Source organism: Agrobacterium sp. 5Ca39, assembly GCF_055382365.1.
In genome coordinates this window covers 113,929-139,432 of record NZ_AP026436.1, presented here as the reverse complement: position 1 = coordinate 139,432, position 25,504 = coordinate 113,929, and the positions used below count along the sequence as shown (strand labels likewise).

Below are 25,504 nucleotides of genomic sequence, written 5' to 3'. Positions count from 1 at the left end.
TTTTCCTCCACGGGGGCAAATACCGGCTCTAGAATTGCTGCATGTTGCGGCGACGGCGTGTCCAAACAGGCAACGTCGCGACAGATAACCGGGCACGGCGGGCGGAAGCGAAGCGAGCGAAAAGATGAACGGATTGCGATCGAAAACCCAACAGCCAAGCGACAGGTCGTCTCTTGATGCTCTCAATCGCACCATTGAAGGCCTTGAAGCCCGCATCGAAGGGTTGATGAGCCAGAAGTTTCCGCGCGACCAGCGGGCCGCTGGCGCCCCGCCGGAAACAAAGAGCGAAACCTATGCCGCACCACGCGAGCCACGCACAAGCGTGACGCCACCGCAACTTGATCCCGTCAACGAAATACGCCAGCGCCAGCGTCTGCTGGAGACCAGCTTCCAGCGCCCGCAGGAACCTGCCGCCCGCGCTGAACGCACGATCACACGACCGCTCGCGCCGGAATATCGGCAGAGGGAGCCCCAGCCGGCTCCTCAGGCCGCACCACGCGCACGCGCCATCCCGCCCTATCAGGAGCCACGCAATGACGCGGCCCTGCAGGAAATCGCGCAGGCACTCGTCAACCTCCGCCACGAATTGAAGCACGATATTGCCGAGGGCGTTGCGCGGGAAGCGCAGGGACTGCGCGCGGAAATCCGCAATATTCGCGCCGCGGCGGAAGACCAGCAATTCATCGGCGATCTGCGCGATGACATCGCACGGCTTGCCGGAAGCATCGACCAGCTCGGCAATCTGGCATCTCCGGATGTCTATGCGCTGCGCAACGAATTCGAGGACCTACGCCTCACCATTGACCAGCTCGCACGCGAAGACAGCGTCCATCGGATCGAAAGCCGCTGGAACACTGTGGAAGACACGCTGCGCGGTTTCGATGCCGGCGCCCTTCAGGATGAAATCGTCTCCCTCGCCTATCGTCTCGATGACATCAAGACGCAGCTCGGCGGCATGAGCAACAATCCGGCCGTTCGCGTGCTCGAGGAGAAGCTGATCGCCATCGCCAGCGCGGTCGAGCAACTCGGCAAGCACATGCAGCCGAATGAAGCGGTCTTCAGCGAACAGTTTTCCGGTCTCGATCAGCGGCTGGACGAAATCAGCCGCGCCATTGCGGCGACCGGCACACGCGCCAACGCGCAGGCAACCGACAATGCGCTCGCCCAGCGACTGGAAAACCGCCTGAACGGCCTCGCCGAACAGCTCGGTGATATCAACCGCCTCGCCGCTGCAAAACCGGAACCCTCCGTTGATCTCACCGCGCGCCTTGAGGCGCTGGCCGGCAAGATCGATGAGCTGAGCACCGCGCGCGATGCAGCGCAACTGCATGAGCGACTGGACCAGCTTTCACTGCTTCTGGAACGGTCGCAGCGCCCTTCGCAACAGGCGGAGCTGACGTCTTTCCTCAGCGACATTTCCCGCAAGATCGATGCGCTCGACCACGGCACCGTCAATGAGGGTCTGGCCGAACGGCTCGACACGCTCTCTCGGCAGATCGAGGAGCTCGATTATCGCTATAGCCAGCCGCAGCTGGCATCGGGCCTCAGTGAAAGCGCCTTTTCGCGCCTGGAAGAGCGGCTTGGCACTATCGCCGCGCGACTGGATGAGACCGCCCATGCCGCCCCCGCTGACAGCCATGCGCTGGCGAGCCTTGAAAACCAGATCGCCCATCTCTCGACGCTGATCAGCCAGCCGGTTCAGATGCAGGCCGCAGGCATGTCGCCTGAACTCGATGCGCGCATGGCGGCGATCGAAGACTATATGGCTTCGAACGACGAATATATCATCGAAGCGGCCCGGCAGGCAGCCGAGGCCGTTCTCGACGCCTATACCCGCAACAACCTCTCGGCCGGCGCGAACATCGCCGACATGTCGATGCTGACCGACCTTGCGGCCGATTTGCGCAACCTTGAAGCGCTGAGCCGCAACACCGAAGAGCGCACGCACCGCACCTTCGAAGCACTGCACGAAACGCTGGTGCAGATTGCCGGCCGCCTGGATAATCTCGACAACGGAACGCCCTACCGCGAAGAGCCCACCCGTCACGTTGCACAGCAGGCTGTTGCCGCAGGCCGCGACGACGTCGCGATGCCGGCCGCCATATTCCCGGAAGAGTGCTATATAGCCGAAGAGCAGGCCATTCTCGAGGATGTCAGCGACAATGACGCGACCGCCATCGTGCCGCCCGCTGCCGTCAAGCCCGCAAAAGCAAAGAAAACGAGCCTGCTCGCCGGGCTGACGAAGCGCTTCAAAACAAGCACGGCGAAGCCCGCAAAGACCAAGGAAGAACCCGTATCGGCCTCTTCCGCCCGCACCCAGGTTGAGCCTGCCCCGTCGCTTGATCCGATCGACGTTCTGCCAGCCGGTCAGGAGAACGAACTCCTGGAGCCCGGTTCGGGCGCGCCTGATATCAAGAAAATCCTGGAACGCGTGCGCGCCAGCCAGGTGGCCGCCACCGGCAAGGCCGTGGACGCGGAAGGACGGACGGACTTTATCGCCGCCGCCCGCCGTGCCGCGCAGGCCGCCGCGATGGAAACAGCGCCGGAAAAGCTTGAAACCGGCAAAAAGAAAAGAAAGACCGAAACTTCGGCTCTTTCGCGTTATCGCCGGCCGCTGCTGCTCGGTATCGGCGCGATCCTTCTGGCGATGATGGCCATGCCCCTCGTCAAGACACTGATCAGCGGCACGGAAGCCCCGGCGCCGGTGATTGAACAGAAGATGGACAATGCACCGGTTTCCGCCCTACCCGAAACCGGCGACAAGGCCGTCACCATACCGTCTGACCTCGCGATCGAATCCGGGCAGGCAGCCCCGGTCGATAGCATCGAGAACTCCGCTCCGGCACAGAATACCATTGACCACCGGACCATTGGCGGTGCGCCGCTACCCGAGGAGCCGCCGGTCGCCGATGTTCCCGCCGTGGATCCCGCAAAGTCCGGCACCGTCGCGCAGGCAGAACCGCCGAAACCGGCTGAGGCCGTCGTCACGGCCGCTCCCGCCGACGGCGCCATCGTCGTTCCCGCCGGGATAGAGCCCGCATCGCTTGCTGAAGCCGCCGCCAAGGGCGACACGCAGGCGCTTTTCGAAATCGCAGCCCGCTATACCGACGGTCGCGGCGTTGCCGCCGACCGTGCCGAAGCCGCGAAGTGGTACAAGCTGGCTGCCGATCGCGGTCTTGCGCCCGCGCAATATCGTCTCGCCAATCTCTACGAGAAGGCGAACGGCGTCGAACGCAACCTTCCGGAAGCGAAGCGCTATTACACGCTGGCCGCCGAACAGGGCAATGCGGGCGCCATGCACAATCTTGCCGTCCTGCTCGCTTCCGACGCGGCTGGCCAGCCGGATTTTGCTGCCGCCGCGCAGTGGTTCATCAAGGCCTCCGAACTCGGCGTCCGCGACAGCCAGTTCAATCTTGCCATCCTCTACGCGCGCGGCAGCGGCGTGAAACAGGATATCGAGGAATCCTACAAGTGGTTCGCCATTGCCGCCAAGGATGGCGATGCCGATGCCGCCCAGAAGCGCGACGAAGTGGCGGGGGCCTTGAACCCGCAGCAGCTCCAGAGCGCCAAGGCCAAGGTGGAGGCGTGGAAGGTCAAGCCGCTTTCGGAAGATGCCAACAGCGTCAACCCGCCGGAAGAGTGGGCTGGCAAGGAAGGCGTGAAAACCGCCTCCGTGGACATGGAAAAGGCGATCCGCAACATTCAGGCGATCCTCAACAAGAACGGCTTCGATGCCGGGCAGCCGGACGGCAAGCTCGGCAAGAACACCGTGACGGCCATCAAGGACTTTCAGAAATCCGTGGGCCAGACCCCGGACGGGCGCATTACCAACGAACTGGTGACAGCGCTTCTCGCCCGCAATAAATAATGGTTCTGAAACCCAAAAGCGGCCCGCCGGCCGCTTTTTTGCAACGCCTGACAGGAATGTGGGCGGCTGCCTTCGCCAGACCTCTATCTTTCCAAATTATCAACGTATTTACCGTTGAATGTTGACAGGTTAGGCCCTCGCGGGCATGACGGATGAAGGCTGGGCATGCCCGGTCTTTTCAGACAGAAAGTGTAAATCGCGGCAAGGCCCCCTCACCGGACAAGCCATGCCGCCCGGAACCATTTGCCCGAGGTCCGAGCCGTGACTGTCTATCTGCCGATCGCAGAACTGTCGGTGAATATTTTCATCATTCTCGGCATGGGCGCGGCCGTCGGTTTTTTGTCCGGCATGTTCGGTGTGGGGGGTGGCTTTCTGATCACCCCGCTGCTGATTTTCTACAATATTCCGCCAGTCGTGGCCGTGGCGACGGGCGCCAACCAGGTGGTGGCCTCCTCCGTTTCAGGCTCGATCACCCATTTCCGGCGTGGAACCCTCGACGTCAAGCTCGGCAGCGTTCTGCTCGTCGGCGGCCTCCTGGGGGCGACGGTCGGCGTGTGGATATTCTCCTTCCTGCGCAGCATCGGCCAGCTCGATCTCATCGTTTCGCTGCTCTACGTCATCCTGCTCGGCACCGTAGGCGGGTTGATGCTGAAGGAAAGCATTTCGGCACTTCGCCGCGCCGCCCGCAACGAGACGGTGACGCTGCGCCGGCCGGGACACCACAACTGGGTACACCGCCTGCCGCTGAAAATGCGGTTCAAGAAATCGAAGATCTATCTCAGCATCATTCCAGTCGTCACGCTCGGTTTCGGCATCGGCATACTCACCTCTATCATGGGTGTGGGCGGCGGTTTCATCATGGTGCCGGCGATGATCTATCTGTTACGCATTCCCACCAGTGTGGTTGTCGGCACCTCACTGTTCCAGATCATTTTCGTCACCGCATACACGACCGTCGTACAGGCAGCGACCAACTACTCCGTCGATGTGGTGCTGGCCTTCATCCTGATGGTGGCTGGCGTCATCGGCGCGCAATATGGTGTACGCGTCGGCCAGAAACTGCGCGGCGAACAGCTGCGTGCGCTGCTGGCGCTTCTTGTCCTCGCCGTCGCCCTTCGCCTTGCAGTATCGCTGGTGGTGCGGCCGGAAGATCTGTTTTCGGTCGCCGTCGGGGGGTTAGGTTATTGACCCGCCATTTGTTGCTTGCCGCCCTTGCCCTGCTCTCCTGTCTTGCCTTCGGGCAAACTGCTTCCGCCCAGACGCCGCCGCTTGCGCTGCCGCCGGGTCCGCAGCAGCGCCCCCTGCAGGAAAACATCGAAATCGGCGCTTCGACGACGGAAATTCCGATAGCCTCGGATTTTCGCGGGGCGGATTTCACCCTCTTCGGCGCACTCAACAATACCGACCAGCTGCTACTGGCCATCGGGCAATATGATATCGTGGTGACGCTGGAAGGGCCGAGCGACTACATGACCGTGCGCAAGAAGGAGCGTGTGGCAGGCATCTGGATCAATACCAGCGCCATCACCTTCACGCCGCTGCCGGAATCCTACTCCATGGCCAGCACCCGCAATATCAGCGATGTCGCCTCCCCCGGAACGCTGCGCGCCATGGGGCTCGGCGTCGACCATCTGTCGCTCAAAAGCGCTGTCTTTTCGGGCGTGCCCGACAATGTCTTCGATTTTCAGGAGGCCTATCGTCGGCTCAAGCTTTCGAGCGGCATCTACCGCAATGACACGACAGGGGTGCGGCTGGAACGCACGGGCCTGTTTTGGGCGACCTTGCGCCTGCCCGCCAACGTGCCGAACGGGGTGCACACGGCGCGCGCCTATCTCTTCAAGAGCGGCAAATTCATCGCCCAGCGCGAATTAAAACTGCGCGTCGTCAAGACCGGCATGGAACAGGCGATCACCGATGCCGCGCATCAGACGCCGCTTGCTTACGGCGCGCTTTGCGTTCTGCTCGCCGTCGTCACCGGCTGGGGCGCCAGCATCATCTTCCGCAAGGACTGAGCGTTTTCAATCGCGCAAAAGAGAGCGTCTGCCACCCGCACTGGCAAAGATAGCATTCGCTTCCTTCCGGGGTTTGCTGTAAAATTCAAGGCGTTACAAACGCACGCAGCTGATGGCGGCAAGTGCGGTTGTAACGGGGATGAAAAGGAGAAATGTCATGTTCAAGCACATTCTCATTCCCACCGATGGTTCGCCGCTGGCGCAGATCGCAATCGACCAAGGGTTCGCTCTCGCCAAGGAGGCAGGCGCAAAGGTGACCGTGGTGACGGTATCGGAACCCTTTCATGTGATTGCCAGCGATGTCGAGGACATTGCCGCCATTGCCGAAGAGGAATTCCACCGTTGCGAAGAGGCGGAGCATCTGCTTCGCGATACGCAGGCGCATGCCACCGCCATGGGGCTGGATTGCGAGGCCCTGCTGGCGCGGGCGGGGCGGCCGGACGAGGCGATCATTGAAATAGCCGACAAGACCGGCTGCGATCTCATCGCCATGGCCTCGCACCGGCGCAGGAGTTTCGTCGAGATGCTGCTCGGCAGTGTGACCGCCAAGGTGCTGAAGAATTCGAAGATACCGGTATTGGTCTACCGCCAATAGGCTGCGCTAAAATCTCAGCCGAGCAGACTGGAAAACCGCACCGAGTAGATGCGATCTCTCCCCATCAGATGCGCGACGAGAGCGGCATGATCGAACAGGCCGCGCATTGCCTTGTGGCGTAAATCCAGCCCGCCGCTCAACACCCCGAATGCCGGCATCAACAGACGCGAACCATCGGTGGCGAAACAGGGCCGCCGCACTGTCTTCTCGCGGCGTCGCACAGTGGCAGAGGGATGCAGATGACCGGCGATTTCACCGGCCGCATCGCCCGGCTTAGGCTCGTGGCGGAAAACGAGATTGCCGTAAAACATCTCATCCACCGAAGAACCCGGCAGATCGACCGTGCCATCGGGGTCGTGGTTGCCGTTGATCCATATCCATTCGCGACCGCGGGCCATCTCGCGGATGAGTTCGCGCAACGGCAGCGGCAGGTGCTGGGAGCCAACCCGATCATGAAAATTGTCGCCGAGGCTGACGACGATCTTCGGATCGTAGCGGCTGACGAGGGAAGACAGTATCTTGAGGGTGGCGATGGTGTCGTAGGGCGGCAGCATGCGTCCACGCCTTGCAAAAGCCGCACCCTTTTCCAGATGCAGGTCGGAAACGACGAGCAGCGACAGGTCGGGCAGGTAGAGCCCACCCAAAGGGTCGCACCAGGCGGAAACGCCGTTGATGGCGGTCTCGCTGCCCAGGCATTCGAAGCCGTTGGAAAACCTGTCGCTCAATGTCAGCCGGCTCAGCACTTTTATCGTTGTTCCTTCAATGCATACTTCAGCACATGGGCATATTTCAGGACATGGCCTCGGCGATCAGCTCATCGGCAGCTTCCGCCAGCACATCGTCCATCGCTTCGCCCGCCACCGTCTCCCGGCCGATTTCCAGCATGACCGGAACGGCGAGGGGCGAAACGTGCTCCAGCGCGCGATGCGTGGTGTGTCCCTTGATTCGCTTCAGCATATCGCCAAGACGGCCAATATCCAAAAGTCCTGCTGCGGCATCGCGTCGCGTCGCTTCCAGCAGGATATGATCCGGCTCATGGCTGCGAAGAACGTCATAAATAAGATCGGCGGACACCGTGACCTGCCGGCCGGTCTTTTCCTTGCCGGGATGGCGGCGTTCGATCAGCCCGGAAATGACTGCGCAATTGCGGAAGGTGCGTTTCAGCATGAAGGATTCGTCAAGCCATGCTTCCAGATCGTCGCCAAGCATGTCCTCATCGAGAAGGTCGGCCAGCGACAGGCGGCGGGACTTCAGCCGTATGCCGATATCCTCCATGGCCCAGATGGCCAGCGAATAATCGGTGGCGACAAAACCCATCGGTTTTGCTCCGGCCCGCTCCAGCCGTCTCGTCAGAAGCATGCCCAGTGTCTGATGCGCCAGCCGTCCCTCGAAGGGATACATGACCATGAAGAAGCGCTTACGGAAGGGGAAGGTCTCCACCAATAGCTCGTCGCGCTTGGGAATGATCGACTTCTCCTTCTGGATTGCCAGCCAGTCGCGAACCTGATCTGGCAGGGCATGCCACCGTGTCGGGTCTGCCAGCATGGAGCGCACTTGATCTGCCAGGTAGGTGGAAAGCGGAAATTTGCCACCGGCATAGGAGGGTATCTTCGGATCCATGGAAAAGGCCTGTGAGACCAGGCATTCATTCTCCCTGATGCCCTCGAACCGCAGCACCTTGCCGGCAAAGAGAAAAGTATCGCCCTGCACCAGCTGCTCTAGGAAATATTCCTCGACCTTGCCGAGCGACATGCCACCGCGACCGACCGTGCCCTTGGCATTGCGCTTGACCATGCGGACATTGAGTTCCGCCGCCTCGACGATGGTGCCGAGGTTGAGGCGATATTGCTGCGCTACCGCCGGATTGGACACGCGCCAGCGACCGTCCTTCATCTGGCGGATGCGGGCATAACGTTCATAGGTGCGCAGCGCGTAGCCGCCGGTGGCAGTAAAATCCACCACCCGATCGAAGGTGGCACGCGGCAGGTCGGCATAGGGCGAGGCGCTGGTGACTTCGCGATAAAGTTCATCCGCATCGAAAGGCTCGGCACAGGCCATGCCGAGTACGTGCTGGGCGAGAACATCAAGCGCGCCTTCGGCGATCGGCGGCGTATCCTGCGCGCCGATATAGTTGGCATCCAGCGCTGCCCGGCATTCCATCACCTCGAAGCGGTTGGCGGGAACGAGGATCGCCTTTGACGGCTCATCCATGCGGTGGTTGGCACGGCCGATACGCTGAGCGAGGCGGCTTGCGCCCTTCGGCGCGCCGACATGCACGACAAGGTCAACGTCACCCCAGTCTATGCCGAGATCGAGGGTGGAGGTGGCAACAACGGCACGTAACCTGTTTTCCGCCATGGCCGCTTCCACCCTGCGGCGCTGCCCGGCATCCAGCGAGCCGTGATGCAGTGCAATCGGCAAATTGTCGTCATTGATCGTCCAGAGCTCCTGAAAGACCCTTTCCGCCTGCGAGCGTGTGTTGACAAACACCAGCGTCGTCTGATGCTGCTTCAACGCTTCGTATAAGTCCTTTCCGGCATAACGCGCTGAATGGCCGGACCATGGGATGCGTTCTTCCGTGTGCAAGATGGAAATATCCGGCTTTGCACCGCCTTCGACGGTTATCAAGCCGGCGGGCGGCTTCCCCTGCCCCTGCGGTGCAAGATAACGGCGCAAATCCATCGGCTCCGCCACCGTGGCCGAAAGGCCGATGAAACGGACATCGGGCGCATGCCGGCGCACGCGGGCGAGCGCCAGCGACAGCAGATGGCCGCGTTTGGAGGTGACGAGCGAATGCAGCTCATCCAGCACCACATATTTCAGGTCACGGAAAAAGCGCTCGGCCTCCTTGTTGGCGAGCAGCAGCGAGACCTGTTCCGGTGTGGTCAGCAGGATATCCGGCGGGCGCACCTTCTGGCGCTGGCGTTTCGCCTGGGGCGTATCGCCGGTGCGGGTTTCGATGACAATCGGCAGACCCATTTCGGAAACGGGCTTGGTGAGATTACGCTCGATATCGACTGCAAGCGCCTTCAGCGGTGAGATGTAGAGGGTGTGCACGCCGACAAAGCCGGAGCCAGACGGTATCTTGCCCCGCTCTGTCAGATCGGTGAGCGAGGCCATGAAGCCGCCCAACGTCTTGCCAGCACCGGTGGGCGCGATCAGCAACATGTTCTCGCCGCCCCGTGCCCGCGCCATAAGCTCCAGCTGATGGGCGCGCGGAGACCACCCTTTTTCGACAAACCATTTCTGGAATGAAAGGGGCAAGGTGCCGACATCTATGCCGGAAATGGGGGACTCGGTGTGTTTCACGCCTTTAACGTAGTGAAAAACCTGAGAAAAAGAAGGGCGGAACAGGGCCGCTTGACAGGAAAACAGAATCATGGATAAATAATATCCATGATAACGCAGCAACAGGACATGGAAAAGACCGATGAAACTCGGGGACGGCGTTGAACAGGCCATTCACAGCGTGGGAATGCTGGCGGGCCTTTCCGAAGGCGGCGTGTTGTCCGCAGCCGCGCTCGCGGAATTCCACGGCGTTTCCACCAGCTATCTTCTGAAGCACCTGCAATCATTGTCCAGCGCGGGAATAGTTGCCACGGTGCCGGGGCCGAAGGGCGGCTATCGTCTGGCGCGACCGACTGACAAGATCACCCTGCTGGACATCGTTCTGGCCGTTGAAGGGCCGCAGCCGGCTTTCCGTTGCGCGGAAATCCGGCAACGCGGACCAAACCCATTGCCGGGCCGGTATTTCACCAAGCCCTGTGGTATCAATGCAGCGATGTTGAAGGCAGAGAAGGTCTATAGGGCCGAACTCGCCAAAACCACCATTGCCGATATTCGGGGCGATCTTGCCGCCACTGACGATGGTGGAATTGCTGCGCGTGGCTGTGCCTTCCTGGAGTTGAACGAGCGCAAGACAGCAGCGCGCTGAGACTGGAAAACAGGCCCCGAAGAAAGACCGATCTACGCCGGAGGGCTTCGTCGCTTTCCTGACTGATGACGCATGACTTCAAACTGACCCAACCAACGGAGAGACCCATGAAAACCCGTATCAACTATGCCAAAGCATCCCCCGAAGCCTTCAAGGCCGTCATGGCGCTTGAAAATTACGTTCAGGGCAGCGGACTTGAACGCCGTTTCGTTCACCTCATCAAGCTGCGTGCCTCGATCATCAATGGCTGCGCCTTCTGCGTGGATATGCATGTAAAGGAAAGCCGCCATGACGGGCTTTCCGAACAATGGATCAACCTGATGAGCGTGTGGCGGGAATCTCCCGTTTATACACAGCAGGAACGCGCATTGCTCGGCTGGGTGGATGCGGTGACGAAGATTGCTGAGACCGGGGCTCCGGACGATGCCTTCGAAACGCTGAAAGCGCATTTCTCCGATGAGGAGATCGTGAAGATTACGGTGGCCATCGGCGCCATCAACACCTGGAACCGTATTGCTGTCAGTTTCCGCTCGCAGCATCCGGTTGATGCGGCTGCGAAGGCGGCCTGACCTCGTAAACCCGCGACCGGCGGCCGCTACATGGCAATGTAGCGGTCGTTCCTGTGATTGATAGCAAGCGTGAGGTTCATAACCAGTGCTCCGAGAACGGAGCAGATAATGACAAAAGGCGTGGCAACGAAGAATGAGCAGGCCAGCACCATGCCGTCAAAGGCGAGCTGCACGAGGCCGGCGCGCCAGCCGAAACGATCCTGCAGATAAAGTGCCAGAATGCCGAAACCGCCGAGGCTGGTGCGATGACGAAACAGCGCCAGCATGCCCGCCGCAACCGTCAATCCGCCGAAAAGTGCTGCGGCAACCGGATTGATGCTCTGAAAGGCGAAAAAGCCGGGCATATATTCCGACAGCAGCGCTGTCAGAGCGATGGCGCAGAAGGTCTTGACCGTGAAGGCGAGGCCGAGGCGGCGGAAGGCGAGATAATAAAACGGCAGATTGACGAGGAAGAAGACCGTACCGAAGCTGAGGTCGGTGCCGTAATGCACGAGGAACGCCAGACCAACCGTGCCACCCGTCAAAAGACCGGCTGCGGAAAACAGCGTGACGCCGAGCGATACCAGCATGCTGCCCGCAAGAACGCCCTGCGCGTCTTCCAGCAGCGAATGACGATCCGGCGCGGAGGCCCAAAGATTAAGACGCCTGCGCGCGCTCGTATCGTCCATGCCTTGTCCCCTGAATACCAAGCCCTGCCGAGCTATTGCGCTGAAGTGCCGGAGATTTCAACCACCGTCGCTCAGCGCACGACGATATATCTGTCCGAACGGTGATTGATGGCCAGAAACATGTTGAGGACAAAGGCGCCGACGATCGAATAGACAACCGTGACCGGATCGATGACGAGGAAAGCACAGAGCATGACGAAGGCATCGAAGGCGAGCTGGATCAGGCCGGCGCGGATGCCAAAGCGATCCTGAATATAGATGGCCAGAATGCCGATGCCGCCAAGGCTGGCGCGGTGGCGATAAAGCGCCAGCAATCCGTAACCCAGCAGCAGACCACCGAGCAGCGCCGCCCACAGCGGATTGATGCTGTCGATCACCATCCAGCGCGCTTCCACTTCGGTCAGCACCGAAACAAGGCCGATGGCGATGAATGTCTTGAAGGAAAAGGCAAGGCCGAGCCGACGGAAGGACAGGTAATAGAATGGCAGATTGACGAGGAAGAACAGCAGCCCGAAGCTGATGCCGAAGGCATAATGCAGGAGAAAGGCGACACCGGCGGTCCCGCCCGTCAAAAGGCCGACCTTGTTCAGCAGATAAAAGCCGAGCGCCGAGACAATGGCGCCGGTGACGATGCCCTGCACGTCTTCCACCGGCGCGTGTCTGGCCGGATCGGAACTCCACATGCCGTAAACGCTTCTCGTTCTCAAGCTTTGCCCTCGGTTTCTTTCATATTTTGCACTGCAAAACGAACCCGATCAAGATGGATACGTAAGGAAGGCTGACCTATCGAGAAAATGGAAAGAAATGAGATGTTCAGACCTTGGCGCGGGCAAGAAAAAGAATGCCGGAAAGGGGTTTTCCGGCATCCTTGCGAATGGTGGTCTTGCGAATTTCCATGAGATCAAAACCCGCCCGTTCCAGAAGACCGCTGACATAGGTTTTCGAATGGGCGTAACGAAGGGATTCCCGCAGAACGAAACCATCCTCCCCTGCCGCATCCTCAACCGAAAAGGCAAAGAAGCCGGAGGGCGCCAACAGGGCGGAAACGAGGGGCATGACGGTTTCGAGACTGCCGAGATACATCATTACATCGGCGGCGGCGACGAGATTGGCGCGCTTCGGCGCCAGGGTCGTGGTGAAGAGCCCCGAAGTTTCCGCTTCGAGGGAAAGATCGGCCTGGCCGAGGTGATCGTAGAGATCTTTTTCCTCCGCCTTGGCAAGCATGTTCTGTGAAATATCGAAACCTTCCAGCCGTTTTGCGAAGGCTCTGATTTCAACGCCGAGGAGTCCCGTGCCGCAGCCGATGTCGACGACAGTGTCGAACACCCCGCCATCCGCCGCCTTCTCGATCAGTTCGGCCAGTTTCTGCGGCACGCTGTAATCGAGCTTTTCGACCAGCGAAGTTTCGAAACGGTCGGCATAATCGTCGAACAGCCCTTCCACATAACGGCTCGGCGGCTGTTCCGGTGTTTCTGCGGCGCCGAGAACCGCGAGCTTCAGTTCGGCTGCAAACAGGCCTTCCTCATCCATCTCGGCGACCTTTTCGTAAGCCGCCACGGCCTTGTCCGTTTCCCCCGCCTTTTCGTGATATTCCCCGAAGCGAAACCAGCCCGCCGTCCACCGTGGCGCTAGTTCCAGCGCCTGTTCCATGAGTTCGGCGGCGGCGGGATAATCACCGCCCTCCGCCAACATGCGGGCATAGTCCGCCCGGCGGTCGGCAATGACGTCACCGGAAGAAAACTGGTTTGGGGCCATTCAAGATTCCTGAGAAGATGCGCGCTGTCATTTATCAAGCCATAAAAAAACTCAAGTCCTATTTCATGGCGCACTCGTGGAATTGGCTGATATGCGCGATATAGTGCGCAAAAACTTGCAACGATGTGGTCGGTTTCATATGTCAGGACAAAACAGGAGACTTGCTGATGGCCGGTGAGGTCAACAAATTGCTGGGCGACACAGTGGCCCGAACGGTGGTGAAGCTGCTCGTGGTTTCACTGCTCGTCGGCTTTCTGATGGCGATCTTCGGCTTGACGCCGTGGAACATCATTTACGGCGCGCGCGACTTCGTCGTCGACCTGTGGCGCAGCGGTTTCCATGCGCTGGGGGCGATCGGCGACTATCTGATCCTGGGCGCCACGATCGTCATTCCCGTCTTCATCATCCTGCGCCTTCTGAGCTATCGCCGCTGACATGACCGACACTTCTCTCCAGACGCTTACACGGCGCGGTTTCGTGCTGCTTTCCGCCGGTTCGGTTCTTTCCGCCTGCGTTTCCGTTCCAACCAACAAGGGCATACCTTCAGGCACCCGCGATGAGACCGCAGCAGCGCTTCCAATGGTCAACGACCTGCGACGCTCGAAAGGACTTTCGCCGCTTTCCATCAATGGTGCAGCCAGCAGCGCCGCCGCCTATCAGGCCGGACGCATGGTCAAGGCGCAGAAGATGGCGCATCTGATCGGACTGACCGACAGTTTCCTGATCCGAATGAAGGAGGGGAATGTGCCGCTTCCTGCGGCGGAGAATGTGGCCGCCGGTCAGGATAGCGTGGAGCGGGTGGTGAAGGCCTGGATCGGCTCCAAACACCACCTCGAAAACATGCTTGGGCCTTATAACGGCCTCGGCGTGGCGGTCGCCTACGATGCCACCAGCCGCAACCGGCCCTATTGGGCGATGGTGCTCTGCGCCTGAGGTAAAGCGGTGGGAACCACCCTCTTCCCTCATTTCTGTGCTTGTTACAGGGATGAGGAAGGAGAGCCCCTGAGGGAGCGCTGCCCCGACCTTCCAAGCTCGCTGTCAGCCCAGCTTACGATCCGCCCAGCGGTCAACCGCGCTGTCGCGCAGATCACGGATCGATTCCACGCCCTCACGGGCAACCAGCTTCGACAGGCTCTTGACGATGGCAGATGGCAGACCGGGGCCTTCATAGACCATGCAGGAGTACAGCTGTACCAGATCCGCACCTGCCCTTACCTTTTCCAAGGCCGTTTCCGGGGACGAAACGCCGCCGACACCGATGATCGGCAAATTGACGCCGACGCGGCGGCGCACCTTGGCCAGAACCGTGGTGGAGAGTTCGAAGAGAGGCTTGCCGGAAAGGCCACCCGCCTCACCCTTGTGCGGGCTGGCTCGCAGGCCGTCGCGTGAGAGGGTGGTATTGGAAACGATCAGGCCGTCCAGATCATGGGCAAGCGCTTCTTCAGCAACGTCGTCCAGTCCCTCTTCGGTCAGATCGGGAGCGATCTTGAGGAAGACGGGGATGCGTCTGCCGAAACGTTCAGCTTCCGCCTTGCGGCGTTCCAGCACGGCCGAGAGAAGGGCGGCAAGGCTTTCGCGCGCCTGCAGGTCGCGGAGACCGGGTGTGTTGGGGGACGAAATATTGACGGTGAAATAGGATGCGACCGAATAAAACGCCTCGATGCCCTGCACATAATCGGCGATACGGTCTTCACTGTCCTTGTTGGCGCCGATATTGACGCCGACAATGCCACGCAGATGCGCCTGCTTCAGACGCTCCAGCGCAGCGGCATGGCCTTCATTGTTGAAACCGAGGCGATTGATGACGCCCTCATCTTCCACAAGGCGAAAGATACGCGGCTTCGGATTGCCGGCCTGCGCCCGCGGCGTGACGGTGCCGATTTCGGTGAAGCCGAAACCGAGCTTCAGAAGCGGTCCCGGTACTTCCGCATTCTTGTCGTAACCCGCCGCCATGCCGAGCGGATTGGGGAAGACGAGGCCCGCCACGGTCTGCTGCAGTCGCGGATCGTGCGGCACCATGCAGGTGGGCAGGAAGCCGCTTTTCAGGGCCGCAATGGACAGCCCATGGGCCTTTTCCGGATCGACCAGGAACAGGCCCTTGCGGCCGATCGAGGAAAATAATCCGCTCATCACAAAATCTCCGGAAACTGGTGCTGGCCGTCGTGATCGAGTGCAAGCGGCGTCTCCCAGAGCACGGCGGTCAAGGGAAGAGGCCCATAAAGGTGAGGGAAAAGATCGCCGCCTCTTGAGGGTTCATAGACCAGCTTGTCGCCGAGGGCCGCGCCGTCGACTGCAATCAGCAGCAGATCGGCCTGGCCGGAAAAATGCCGCGCGGCTGTTTCCGCCACCTGCCTGGCCGTGGAAAAATGGATGAAGCCATCGGTCAGGTCGATGGCGGCGCCGTCGAAGACACCCTTTGCCCTGGCCTCGTTCCACAACGTCTCCGGCACGATTTTATAGATGATCGCGGGCGTTTCCTGCATGCGCTCTCCATGGCTTTCCAACCATCGCGGTTTGCCGTAAAGCTAGGGGATTGTCCACAGTTTCCACGGTATTTTTATTGCTGAAAGCCTGAAAGACCGCCTGTCCACAAGCTTTTCCTTGTAAAGAGGAACCGATTGGCGCAACCTTTGGCGGAGGAGCCGGGCGTGTTTCGACCACCGGCAAAGGGAGTGAGTCAATAACTGGAAAAGAACCGCATAATGCCCTTGGGAGGGGGCCAGAATGTCGGAACTTATCATTATCATTGCAGATGATCATCCACTTTTTCGCGGTGCCCTGAAACAGGCCGTATCCGGCCTCGACGGACACCAGACCATCGTTGAAGCCGGTGATTTCGAGGCTGCCAGACGCGCAGCCGCAGCCCGTAACGATGCGGATCTGATGCTGCTTGACCTTGCCATGCCAGGGGTCAGCGGGTTTTCGGGCCTCATGGCGCTACGCGCAGAGTTTTCCAGCCTGCCGATCGTCATCGTATCAGCGACGGATGACGCGACGACCGTCCGCCGCTCAATCGAACTCGGCGCTTCCGGTTTCATTTCAAAATCCTCCGGCATCGATGACATCCGTGATGGCATCCGCGCGGTTCTGGAAGGCGACCTGTGGGTACCGGCCGGCCATCACGGCGAAAAGGAGCACGATCCGGATGTCGCCGATCTCATCGGCAGGCTGCGAACGCTGACGCCGCAGCAGAGCCGTGTTCTCGGCATGCTGGCAGAAGGCCTGCTGAACAAGCAGATCGCCTATGAGCTCAATGTCTCGGAGGCGACGATAAAGGCACATGTCTCCGCGATCCTGTTGAAGCTCAAGGTGGACAGCCGCACGCAGGCGGTCATCCAGCTCGCCAAGATCAACACATCGGCTCTTGTGGCGTAAGCAAGGATTTTATTCCTTTCCTTCCTTTACTCCGGACCGGATATGGTCTAGATTTCGAGGTGTTAACGACAGGAGCTTTTCCGCTATCGGCTCCGTTTGCGGGCTTTCTACCATGCTTTCACATGAGACGATCTGGAGCGCCATCGATACGCTTGCCGAACGCCATCAGCTGACGCCTTCGGCATTGGCGAAGCGTGCCGGTCTCGACCCTACTTCATTCAATAAGTCGAAGCGTTTCGGGCCGGACGGCCGCAAACGCTGGCCCTCGACGGAGTCCGTTTCCAAGGTGCTCGAAGCAACGGGAGCGAGCGTGGATCAGTTTTTCGGTTATGCTTTCGGAAAGGCGCAGACGCGACCTGCCGGTGCGGAAAGTGCCATCCCCCTGCTCGGTTTCGCTCAGGCCGGTTCCGGCGGTTTTTTTGACGACGGCGGCTTTCCGGCAGGTCAGGGCTGGGATGTGGTTGAGTTTCCCTCGTCTCCCGAACGCAAACAGGGAGTCTACGCGCTGGAAGTGCAGGGAGAGAGCATGATGCCGCTTTACCGCGACGGCGACATCCTCATCGTGGAGCCTGGCGCGCAGGTACGGCGCGGCGACCGCGTGGTGTTGAAGAGCCGTGACGGTGAAGTGATGGCCAAGGTGCTGGCGCGGCAAAGCCCCAAGAGCATCGAACTTCTTTCGCTCAATCCTGAGCATCCCAATCGGAGCTTCGAGATGGCCGATGTGGAATGGATCGCCCGCATCATATGGGCCAGCCAGTAGGCCGATATCCTACACGTCATTATCGCTTTCACCGCGATGGCTAAAAGCGCGCAGCACGGTGCCGTGCCTTAGAGGCCGAGTGCCGTCACGGCTGCGTCAACCGTCATGACTTTTGCGCCACCGGATGCCGCCTTACGCACGAAACCCTGAAACCTGTCTTCCGGGCAACCGTAAAAGCTTGGCGCAGACGACACATCATGGGTAAAAATGACGAGCCAGCCGCCGTTTTGCAGGACGTCGTCAAGCCAGCGATCAGCGGCATCGAGATAGTTCGGATCGGGCCGCAATTCGACGGCAGCAAGATTATGCGGATCGATGCTGCCGCGGTTGATGCCGGGCATGATCCCGCGGGCGGTCCTGAACCTGCGCCGCAGCATAGGCTGCATGAGTGGCGAAGCCATGCCGAAGGGGGTGGAGAAATTCCGCCTGTGCCCGTTTTCATCGAACGAGGCCAGCACCTTTTCATTACGATCGAGATCCTCTTCCAGTCCTCGCCGTGAAAAGCTCGAGAGTTTGCGATGCGAATAGGTATGGCAGGCGAGCTCATGACCGGCCGTAGCCAGTTCCGAACAGCCCCTAGCGGAAATCATGTCCTGCGGTTCGTCATGCCTGTCGATGAAAACCCCGGAAATATAAAAGGTCCCGCGAACATTCTCGTTTTCCAGAATGCGGGCACCGCTGGTCCAGGCGCTCGCCGGAACATCGTCGAATGTGAAGGAGACAATCGGTTCGGATGTCTCGATCCGCGCCGTCGGTCCAGGGAAATACCGCACGAGCCGGTTATTGACCCGGTCTGCGATCGTTCCGATTTTCTGCGTCATACTAGCCCCCCGGCCCGCCGTGCAAATTACTGTCCCTGTTCCAGTATGTCGTAAGCCTGATGTCTCAAACAATAGATTGCAATAAGAAGAGAAGACCAGATAGGCCCGGTTCCGGTAAAGAAATTACTCTCAAGACAGGAAGAAAGCAGCGCATATACCCAAATTCGCCCAAAAAGCCGCGTCAGGCCGGGATCCGTGCCTCTGTCCACCGCTGTTCGGAAATCATTTGCGGGGATGATCACGAGCCATATGAGAGTGAGGACGAAGGCGGGCAGTCCGCCATTCAAAAGGCTCTCGACATAGCCATTATGCGCGTGAAAGGCCGTGACCGCCCAAGTCTCGGCAATATCGGCCTGTGACAGAAGCCGGTCGCTTGTCCAGAAGGCCTGGAATCCCTGCCCGAAGATCGGCGATTGCGCAAAGGTGTCGAAAGACAGGCGCCATATATCCGTCCGTCCGGTGAACGTGGAATCGATGCCCAGGCTTTCGACGAGGCTCTGTATGCTCGGGAAATAGGTGGAGCCGATTGCAACGATATTGAGAAACGCCAGAAGGCCACCGATCATCAGCAATGTCCGCCCGGCATGCCGCTCCATGACCCAGACCAGGGCGATGGTGACGGGCAAAAGCATCGCTGCAGTTTTCCCGTTGGTCTTCCAGAGAAAAAAGCCGGCCAGCAGCGTGATCGCTATTCCGCCCAGCGTGGACCAGGCATTGCGCAGATAAAGGCCTACCATGAAAAGAATGATCATTGCCGGCGCGGCGGCGTTCTTATGATTGAATATTCCGCGCCAATCGCCTGCAAGCGCCTTCTCATCGAGATCGTAAGGCTGATGGATTGCGCGCGAACTCAGGAAGATAACCCCGAGATAACAAAGCGCCAGCAGGAGAATGGCGAAAACGGCCATCATCCGGTCGAATTGCCGCCTGTCGCGCGGCATGACGACCAGCACGCTGGTGATAAAACACAGGAGCGCCGTGAAAATCAGGCGCTGCAACGACGTGCCGGGCTCTGCACCAAGGACCGAACAAAGCGCGAGCCAGGAAAACAGCAGCAGGATTGGCAAACGGGGCCTCAGCAAAAGCCCCGTCAGACGATGGCGCAGTGCGAAGACACCGAGGATGAGCGCGATCACCAGACCGGTCAGCTGATTGGCGGCGGCGCGCGGCACGGGCGGCGCCGCAAGATTTTCAAAGGGCGCGACAGAAATCCAGATGTAAAGCATCGTGGCGACAAAAAAAATCGCGTCGCGACGGCCGCCCGACAGGGACATGGCACTGCTGTTTTCCGCAGAAATGGACCGCGTATTAGCAAAACGCGGCATGGTAGCCTGCTTCGGGAACGGAAAATCGGATCATGGACCTGCCCTGCAACGAACAACGAAACCCTTCTGAACCGGGCGATGTCCTAATAACCATAAACAGTCATTATCATCATTATTGTGTAATTGCTTTAACCCTCTCTTACCTCAACAGGGCTAAGACAGGAGAAACTGTCATTCATTCAGGTCGTCGGTGTCGAATACCGCCCGGTTGCCGCCCTTTCAGTTCGTAAGACTTTAAAAGGGACAGTCCTTTTGAATTCGCCCGGCAATGCCGGAAAAAACGGAGAATGAGGTGTCGTTGAACACGCCGCGGCTCGGCCATCTTGTCAGACTTGGATTGGCCTATATGGCATCCGGAGGCGCGCTGCTGATGTCCAGCGCCGCCCAGCTCTTGACCTTCGCGCTGCTAGCCCGCCATCTGGGTGTCGAACAATTCGCGCTTTACGCTTCGATCACGGCCGTTACCAATCTGGGCGTTCAGATTTGCGGTATCGGCTCACAGGAATCGCTCATTCGTCGCGTGGCGCAGGATCGCGGCATGTTCCCCGTCATGCTTGGCCACAGTTATCTCCTCAGCGCGGCGACGGGTGTGGTCCTGACGCTCATCGGCATGGTGACGATCCCGGTGTTTTTCCCGACGTCGGAAACGTTGCTGCACACGCTGATCACCACTTTCCTGATCCTGTTCACCAACCTCGTTCTCCTGAAGGTTATTTCGCTTTCCACGCAAAGCTTCATCGCCCATTCCGACTTTGCCTCGGCCAACAAGCTGGAGGTGATGTTTGCCATCGCCCGCACCATTGCCGCCGTGGTTGCCTGCCTCGTCTTCAAGGTGGAAACGGTCGAGGCCTGGGCACTCTGGAACCTCGCCGCCCACACGATTGCAGCCGTGATTTCCGTCAAGGCAATAGGCAGGCTCGGCCGACCGGTCTTTCGGATCGTCCGGGAGGAAATTCGCATCGGCATCCTGTTTTCCACCCAGTTCCTGTTCAAGGCGGTACGCGGCAATGCCGATATTCTCGTCCTTGGAGCCATCGCCAGTGCGGAGGTCCTGGGCAGCTATTCCATCGCCCGGCGGATTCTCGACAGCTCCTATCTTTCCGTCGAGGCTCTGAACCGGCTCATCTATCCCGGATCCGCCTCTGCAGCGCTGCAGGGTATCAGCAAAACCATCGAACGCGCCTATAATGTGCTGAAAGCGGCGCTGTTCATCGCGACCGGCAGTGCGCTGGCAATCTTCATCATCGCGCCCTTCCTGCCGCTTTTATTTGGCGACGAATATGTTTCGCTTCCCACCATCACCCGCGTGCTTTGCTGGGCCGTACTGCCGATGGCCGTGGCGGCTACCGCGCTGGAGGCGCTGGGCGCCTCCGGGCGCCAGGATATCCGCGCCAAGATATGGAACAGCGGCAATCTCATAGGCTCCGTCGTCGTTGCCTTCTTCACCTGGTCTTTCAGCATTTCGGGGACGATCGGCAGCTATTTCATCGTCGAAACCGCCATAGCGGCAGCTGTGTGGGTGGCGCTTCTACGGCTGCGGCGGAGCGAAGAGGCTTTCGCTGCGGTCAAATAGAGCCCGCCTCATTCAGTTGAATCGAGTCGGTCCGGGTCTCTCCTAATAGAGCCCGTAGGGAAAATAACGACGATAGATCTCTTCGAGCCGGCCGTTGCGGGAAAGAGCGGCAAGCGCCTGATCGAAGGCCGGCACCAGCACATTATCCGGATCGACCGTCATGATGGAAAGGCCCTCGCCGAGGAACCTGTCCGACATATAAGGCCCCCCAAAAAGAGCGCAGCAGCCTTCGGATGCGCTTCCTGAAACCCAGAACGGCAAGCGCAGGGCATCGGCAAAGATGGCGTCGACCTTACCGGCCTTCAGAGCACCGTACATGGGTTCGTAGCCGTCAAAACCCTCAACCGCCGCCTTGGGAAAAAATGCCTTGAGCATCTGTTCGTGCCGGGAACCGGTCACCACACCCACTTTCTTGCCGGACAGTGCGTCGGCGCCGGAGCCGGCAAATTTCGTCGCCTTGTTGACAGCCAGCCGGGCCGGCAACAGAAGATAGGGGCGCGAAAAGGTGAAGCTCTTGCGCAGCTCGGCCGTGACGGCGAGACCGGAAATCACCGCTTCGCCCTCTCCCATCTCCAGAGCCGCCTCCAGCTCGTCAAAGGGTAAGGCCTGTACCTGACATTTGCTCTCCACCTTGAGCTGCGCGCACACCTCGCGAACGAGATCGACATGGAAACCCGCAAGCCGGCCTTCCTGATCGGTAAAATTGAAGGGCGGAAAATCCACCGACATCAAAAACCTGATGCGGGGGACGGAGGAAAGGTCGCCACCGGGAAACCGCTCCTGAGCGTCGAAAAGCACTGGCATGCGGTTCCCGTCCGACAGGCCCTCCGCATGAAGCTTTTCGAAAATACCGACAACTTGCAAAGCGAACACTAAAGTAAAAACAAGAATTATATTTCGCGTTACAATCGTCATTCTCATCTATACTATCCGCAGCAGGAAGTGGGGCGTTACCATGACGGTGGCGGCAGTGCATGGATTATTTGCGACACTATACACGAGAATCGTTTCGCACGACGCCTGCCGGGCGAAAAATTGTATTTTCCCGCATACGCGACAATCCACCCCAGACGGTTCCTGATCGGGGTGAAGCCGGACACATGCGCTTCCTTCGGGCGCTGGGATTTGGCAAGCCCTACATCAGCGCGTGCGAACGGCAGGCGCAGGAAAACGGCTCGACGCTGGAAGCGGAACTGCTGGCCGGCGGACTTGTCGCGACAGATGCCTATTTTGGCGCTTTCGCCAGATTTTTGCGGTTACCCTTTGTCGCGGAGATCGATCCGGACCGGATCGCAGATGTCCATAGTCTCGATACGCAGCTAGCCGAGCCGCGCTTGCTACGGCTGACGCCTGCGAACGGTAAACCAGCACTTCTGATCGTGCCCGAGCTGGCGCGGATGGAATTACTGAAAAGCCTGCTGGATCGACATCCGCATCTTCTGGACGAGCTCGTGGTGACGACGCCGCATGCCATGCGCGATGCGATCTGGAAGGCGGGTGAAACACGCCGCTGTCGTGAGGCTCGCCAGCAACTTTTCAACACCGCGCCGCAGTACTCTGCCAGGATCACGCTTCAAGGTCATCAGGGCTTTTATAGCGGTATCGTCGTCACCCTGCTTACGCTCTCGCTGCTGTTTCACACGCAGACGGCCATGGCCGTCATCCACGTCGCCCTGACGATGCTTTATTTCTTCACACTGCTGTTCAGGCTGTTTGTGCTGATGCAGACTTCAGGAGAGAAAGACACGACGACCGCAGCTGCGCTCGAACCCGACGGAAATCTACCGGTCTATACCATTCTGGTGGCGCTCTATCGTGAGGACGCCATCGTCAGCCAGCTCATCGGCGCGCTGGAGCGGCTCGACTGGCCGAAATCCCGACTGGATATCAAGCTCGTCTGCGAGGCAGATGACGGGGCCACAATCGACGCCATCCTTAGATTAAATCCCGGACAGCATATTGAGATCGTGAGAGTGCCGCCTTCCCTGCCGAGGACCAAGCCCAAGGCGCTTACCTATGCGCTCTCCGGCGCGCGTGGGGCGTTCGTTGCCATCTATGACGCGGAAGATCGGCCACATCCCCTGCAATTGCGCGAAGCCTATGCGACCTTCCGCGATCAGCCGGAGAACGTGGCCTGCCTGCAGGCGCCGCTTATCATCAGCAATGCGCGCTCTTCCTGGATCAGTGCCTGTTTCGCCCTGGAATATGCCGGTCTGTTCCGTTCAATGTTGCCCGTGCTTGCGGCGCACCGGCTACCGCTGCCGCTTGGCGGCACGTCCAACCATTTCCGCACCGCCGTATTGCGTCGCGTCGGCGCCTGGGATCCTTACAATGTGACTGAGGATGCCGATATTGGCCTCAGGCTGCACCAACTCGGCTATCGATGCGGCGTCATATACCGCCAGACGCTGGAGGACGCGCCCACCACGCTTCCCGTATGGCTCAACCAGCGGGCGCGCTGGTACAAGGGTTGGCTGCAGAGCTGGCTGGTGATGACCCGCGCGCCCGTTGCGACGGCGCGCCGCATGGGATGGCTCTCCTATATCGTCTTCCAACTGTTGATCGGCGGCATGCTGGTGTCGTCGATGGCTCATCCCCTGCTCTTCGTTTCCGTGGCGTGGATGGCCACGGCTATCGGGGACAGCGGTGCAGACATGCTGTTTTCGTGGCAGGGCGTTCTGTTTCTTACCGATACGCTGAACATCGCCGGCAGTTACGCCATATTCGTGCTGATGGGCAGGAACAGGATGATCGATTACGAGAGGAGGCAGGTGGGAAAACGCTGGCTGGCAATTCCGCTTTATTGGCTGATATTGTCTCTGGCGGCCTGGCGTGCCGTGCTTGAGTTAAAAACCAGGCCTTTCGTCTGGAACAAGACGCCTCACGTACCAAGCGTTAGCAACACTACCTGAAACGGTTGCCGCTTCGATCCTTTACCTGGTCGCAGAAGGCGGCTTCTATTTTCTGCCGGTATCGTCGCGGTTTGCAAAACCGAAGCCGGCCTTACGCAACTCGCCCACCAATGCGCATATAATCAACGTCTGCCGGAGCGCTTCGTCCGGCAGACGTCCCGTTTCATTTCAAGCGCGGTCGATTATCGTGCAACAAGCTTGTTCTTGATCAGGCCGACGATGACCTGGACGATCAAACCGCCGACACCGCCGCCAACGAGCTGGCCGGCAAGGGCGCCGATATCCACACCGCCAGCCGCCGCGTCTCCCGCCGCCCCAAGCAGCGATCCGAGCACGGTTCCACCGCCAATACCGCCAATGGCGCCGGCAATCAGGTTGCCGAGCGCGCCAAGGTCAGAGTCCTTCAGTATCTTTCCACCGGCTGTCCCACCAGCCGCACCGCCGATGATCTGGGCCAATATCGAAGCAAGATCCATGTCATCCTCCTCACTTGTTTTCCCGACCATTCGGAAAAACAAAGCCTCCTAATCACGTCTGTGCGGGCTGGATGGAGCCGGCATGGCCGACCTTCTCTTCCTCACCGAAAATTTTCCAGATTACAGCGCCAATCGCCCCACCGACGATCGGGGCAAGCCAGAACAGCCACAGCTGCTGCAGAGCCCATCCACCGACAAACAGGGCCTGCCCCGTGGAGCGGGCCGGGTTGACCGACGTGTTGGTGACCGGAATGGAGATCAGATGAATGAGAGTAAGCGCAAGACCGATGGCGATCGGCGCGAAACCGACCGGCACCCTGCCATGCGTCGACCCCAGAATGATGATCAGGAAAAACGCCGTCAGAATAACCTCGATCAGCAACGCCGACAGGAGCGAATATCCCCCCGGCGAATGCTCCCCATAGCCATTGGCAGCAAAACCACCAATGTCAGCCCCCGCCTTGCCGGTGACGATCACGTAAAGAGCCGCCGCGGCAACGACCGCCCCCAAGACCTGCGCAACGATATAGGGCACTAGGTTTGCTGCCGGAAATTTACCGGCAACGGACAGGCCGACCGAAACAGCTGGATTGAAATGCCCGCCGGAAATACCGCCAACCGCGTAGGCCATGGTCAGAACCGTCAGACCGAAGGCGAACGCGACACCCAGGAAGCCAATGCCGAGTTCAGGAAAAGCAGCAGCAAAAACCGCGCTGCCACAGCCACCAAAGACCAGCCAGAAGGTTCCCAAAAATTCAGAGAGAAGTTTGCGACTCATAACATTTCCCCATCATGTTACGACTGGATCAACTATTACGTGCAATTTAATCGTAGTCAAGCAAAATCACATAGTCCCGCTGC

The 25,504-nt window shown here is 59.6% G+C and carries 24 protein-coding genes; 12 read left to right on the top strand and 12 right to left on the bottom strand.

The features are described 5' to 3' along the window. Positions 1 to 124 precede the first annotated feature (124 nt). The 4 genes from podJ to ACZ47E_RS00645 all read left to right on the top strand — a co-directional run bounded on the left by podJ (position 125) and on the right by ACZ47E_RS00645 (position 6,475). Positions 125 to 3,868, top strand: coding sequence for a cell division protein PodJ (podJ, locus tag ACZ47E_RS00660; RefSeq protein ID WP_278067207.1), 3,744 nt, complete (start codon positions 125 to 127; stop codon positions 3,866 to 3,868). Positions 3,869 to 4,129: 261 nt separating this feature from the next. After that, the gene (locus ACZ47E_RS00655; RefSeq protein WP_004439829.1) at positions 4,130 to 5,056 is read left to right on the top strand and encodes a sulfite exporter TauE/SafE family protein; all 927 of its coding nucleotides are present in this window, start codon (positions 4,130 to 4,132) and stop codon (positions 5,054 to 5,056) included. Next, entirely contained in the window at positions 5,053 to 5,880 is an 828-nt protein-coding gene (locus ACZ47E_RS00650) for a TIGR02186 family protein (protein WP_004439826.1), read from the top strand. Before ACZ47E_RS00655 ends, ACZ47E_RS00650 begins: the two co-directional genes overlap by 4 nt. Before the next feature lie 157 nt (positions 5,881 to 6,037). Further along, a complete protein-coding gene (locus tag ACZ47E_RS00645; RefSeq protein WP_006697645.1) occupies positions 6,038 to 6,475 on the top strand; it encodes a universal stress protein in 438 nt (145 codons plus the stop codon). A 14-nt stretch (positions 6,476 to 6,489) separates the two neighbouring features. Here the strand turns inward: ACZ47E_RS00645 and pdeM are convergent, their stop codons facing one another. Then, positions 6,490 to 7,218, bottom strand: a complete 729-nt coding sequence (gene pdeM / locus ACZ47E_RS00640) for a ligase-associated DNA damage response endonuclease PdeM (RefSeq protein WP_004439820.1) — start codon at positions 7,216 to 7,218, stop codon at positions 6,490 to 6,492. Between the two features lie 46 nt (positions 7,219 to 7,264). Further along, positions 7,265 to 9,856 (bottom strand): ligase-associated DNA damage response DEXH box helicase, encoded by a 2,592-nt coding sequence (locus ACZ47E_RS00635; protein WP_464016882.1) that lies wholly within the window; start codon positions 9,854 to 9,856, stop codon positions 7,265 to 7,267. A 49-nt stretch (positions 9,857 to 9,905) separates the two neighbouring features. Between ACZ47E_RS00635 and ACZ47E_RS00630 the strand changes: the two genes are divergently transcribed. Continuing rightward, positions 9,906 to 10,409 carry an RrF2 family transcriptional regulator gene (locus tag ACZ47E_RS00630; protein WP_006698963.1) on the top strand — a complete coding sequence of 168 codons (504 nt, stop codon included), beginning with the start codon at positions 9,906 to 9,908 and terminating at the stop codon, positions 10,407 to 10,409. A gap of 107 nt (positions 10,410 to 10,516) precedes the next feature. Beyond that, complete coding sequence (locus ACZ47E_RS00625) at positions 10,517 to 10,978, top strand: carboxymuconolactone decarboxylase family protein (RefSeq protein ID WP_107341402.1); 462 nt, start codon at positions 10,517 to 10,519, stop codon at positions 10,976 to 10,978. A gap of 26 nt (positions 10,979 to 11,004) precedes the next feature. On the opposite strand, the gene ACZ47E_RS00620 is transcribed toward ACZ47E_RS00625, so the two are convergent. The 3 genes from ACZ47E_RS00620 to ACZ47E_RS00610 form a co-directional block, all read right to left on the bottom strand. Next, positions 11,005 to 11,646, bottom strand: a complete 642-nt coding sequence (locus tag ACZ47E_RS00620; RefSeq protein WP_004439810.1) for a YitT family protein — start codon at positions 11,644 to 11,646, stop codon at positions 11,005 to 11,007. 71 nt (positions 11,647 to 11,717) lie between these two features. After that, positions 11,718 to 12,329, bottom strand: coding sequence for a YitT family protein (locus tag ACZ47E_RS00615; RefSeq protein ID WP_006698960.1), 612 nt, complete (start codon positions 12,327 to 12,329; stop codon positions 11,718 to 11,720). Positions 12,330 to 12,459: 130 nt separating this feature from the next. Further along, the gene (locus tag ACZ47E_RS00610; protein ID WP_006698959.1) at positions 12,460 to 13,401 is read right to left on the bottom strand and encodes a class I SAM-dependent DNA methyltransferase; all 942 of its coding nucleotides are present in this window, start codon (positions 13,399 to 13,401) and stop codon (positions 12,460 to 12,462) included. A gap of 167 nt (positions 13,402 to 13,568) precedes the next feature. Between ACZ47E_RS00610 and ACZ47E_RS00605 the strand changes: the two genes are divergently transcribed. Then, entirely contained in the window at positions 13,569 to 13,835 is a 267-nt protein-coding gene (locus tag ACZ47E_RS00605) for a DUF6460 domain-containing protein (RefSeq protein WP_004439806.1), read from the top strand. A gap of 1 nt (position 13,836) precedes the next feature. Further along, on the top strand, positions 13,837 to 14,334 hold the full coding sequence (locus ACZ47E_RS00600) for a CAP domain-containing protein (protein ID WP_037092341.1): 498 nt from the start codon (positions 13,837 to 13,839) through the stop codon (positions 14,332 to 14,334). 105 nt (positions 14,335 to 14,439) lie between these two features. Here ACZ47E_RS00600 and ACZ47E_RS00595 read toward each other — a convergent pair whose 3' ends face one another. Then, positions 14,440 to 15,531, bottom strand: coding sequence for a quinone-dependent dihydroorotate dehydrogenase (locus tag ACZ47E_RS00595; protein ID WP_278067205.1), 1,092 nt, complete (start codon positions 15,529 to 15,531; stop codon positions 14,440 to 14,442). Beyond that, positions 15,531 to 15,884, bottom strand: coding sequence for a DUF952 domain-containing protein (locus ACZ47E_RS00590; RefSeq protein ID WP_004439797.1), 354 nt, complete (start codon positions 15,882 to 15,884; stop codon positions 15,531 to 15,533). The genes ACZ47E_RS00595 and ACZ47E_RS00590 overlap by 1 nt, the downstream gene beginning before the upstream one ends. A 241-nt stretch (positions 15,885 to 16,125) precedes the next feature. On the opposite strand from ACZ47E_RS00590, the gene ACZ47E_RS00585 reads away from it, so the two are divergent. Next, complete coding sequence (locus ACZ47E_RS00585) at positions 16,126 to 16,776, top strand: response regulator (protein WP_278067204.1); 651 nt, start codon at positions 16,126 to 16,128, stop codon at positions 16,774 to 16,776. 112 nt (positions 16,777 to 16,888) lie between these two features. After that, positions 16,889 to 17,536 (top strand): S24 family peptidase, encoded by a 648-nt coding sequence (locus tag ACZ47E_RS00580; RefSeq protein ID WP_004439793.1) that lies wholly within the window; start codon positions 16,889 to 16,891, stop codon positions 17,534 to 17,536. A gap of 68 nt (positions 17,537 to 17,604) precedes the next feature. Here ACZ47E_RS00580 and ACZ47E_RS00575 read toward each other — a convergent pair whose 3' ends face one another. Together ACZ47E_RS00575 and uppY are read right to left on the bottom strand one after the other, a co-directional pair. After that, positions 17,605 to 18,357 (bottom strand): polysaccharide deacetylase family protein, encoded by a 753-nt coding sequence (locus ACZ47E_RS00575; RefSeq protein ID WP_004439791.1) that lies wholly within the window; start codon positions 18,355 to 18,357, stop codon positions 17,605 to 17,607. A 26-nt stretch (positions 18,358 to 18,383) separates the two neighbouring features. After that, positions 18,384 to 19,682 (bottom strand): Wzy-type polysaccharide biosynthesis protein UppY, encoded by a 1,299-nt coding sequence (uppY, locus tag ACZ47E_RS00570; protein ID WP_107341406.1) that lies wholly within the window; start codon positions 19,680 to 19,682, stop codon positions 18,384 to 18,386. A gap of 268 nt (positions 19,683 to 19,950) precedes the next feature. Between uppY and uppX the strand changes: the two genes are divergently transcribed. After that, on the top strand, positions 19,951 to 21,255 hold the full coding sequence (gene uppX, locus ACZ47E_RS00565) for a Wzx-type polysaccharide biosynthesis protein UppX (protein ID WP_045532874.1): 1,305 nt from the start codon (positions 19,951 to 19,953) through the stop codon (positions 21,253 to 21,255). Positions 21,256 to 21,297: 42 nt separating this feature from the next. Here the strand turns inward: uppX and ACZ47E_RS00560 are convergent, their stop codons facing one another. Beyond that, entirely contained in the window at positions 21,298 to 22,059 is a 762-nt protein-coding gene (locus ACZ47E_RS00560) for a transporter substrate-binding domain-containing protein (protein WP_045533192.1), read from the bottom strand. Positions 22,060 to 22,229: 170 nt separating this feature from the next. Here ACZ47E_RS00560 and ACZ47E_RS00555 point away from each other — a divergent pair, with 170 nt between their 5' ends. After that, the gene (locus tag ACZ47E_RS00555) at positions 22,230 to 24,167 is read left to right on the top strand and encodes a glycosyltransferase family 2 protein (protein WP_278067203.1); all 1,938 of its coding nucleotides are present in this window, start codon (positions 22,230 to 22,232) and stop codon (positions 24,165 to 24,167) included. A gap of 182 nt (positions 24,168 to 24,349) precedes the next feature. Here the strand turns inward: ACZ47E_RS00555 and ACZ47E_RS00550 are convergent, their stop codons facing one another. Then, positions 24,350 to 24,643: a hypothetical protein gene (locus ACZ47E_RS00550; RefSeq protein WP_006698952.1), complete on the bottom strand. Its 294-nt coding sequence runs from the start codon at positions 24,641 to 24,643 to the stop codon at positions 24,350 to 24,352. A gap of 52 nt (positions 24,644 to 24,695) precedes the next feature. Next, entirely contained in the window at positions 24,696 to 25,421 is a 726-nt protein-coding gene (aqpZ, locus tag ACZ47E_RS00545) for an aquaporin Z (RefSeq protein ID WP_278067202.1), read from the bottom strand. Positions 25,422 to 25,504: the final 83 nt, after the last annotated feature.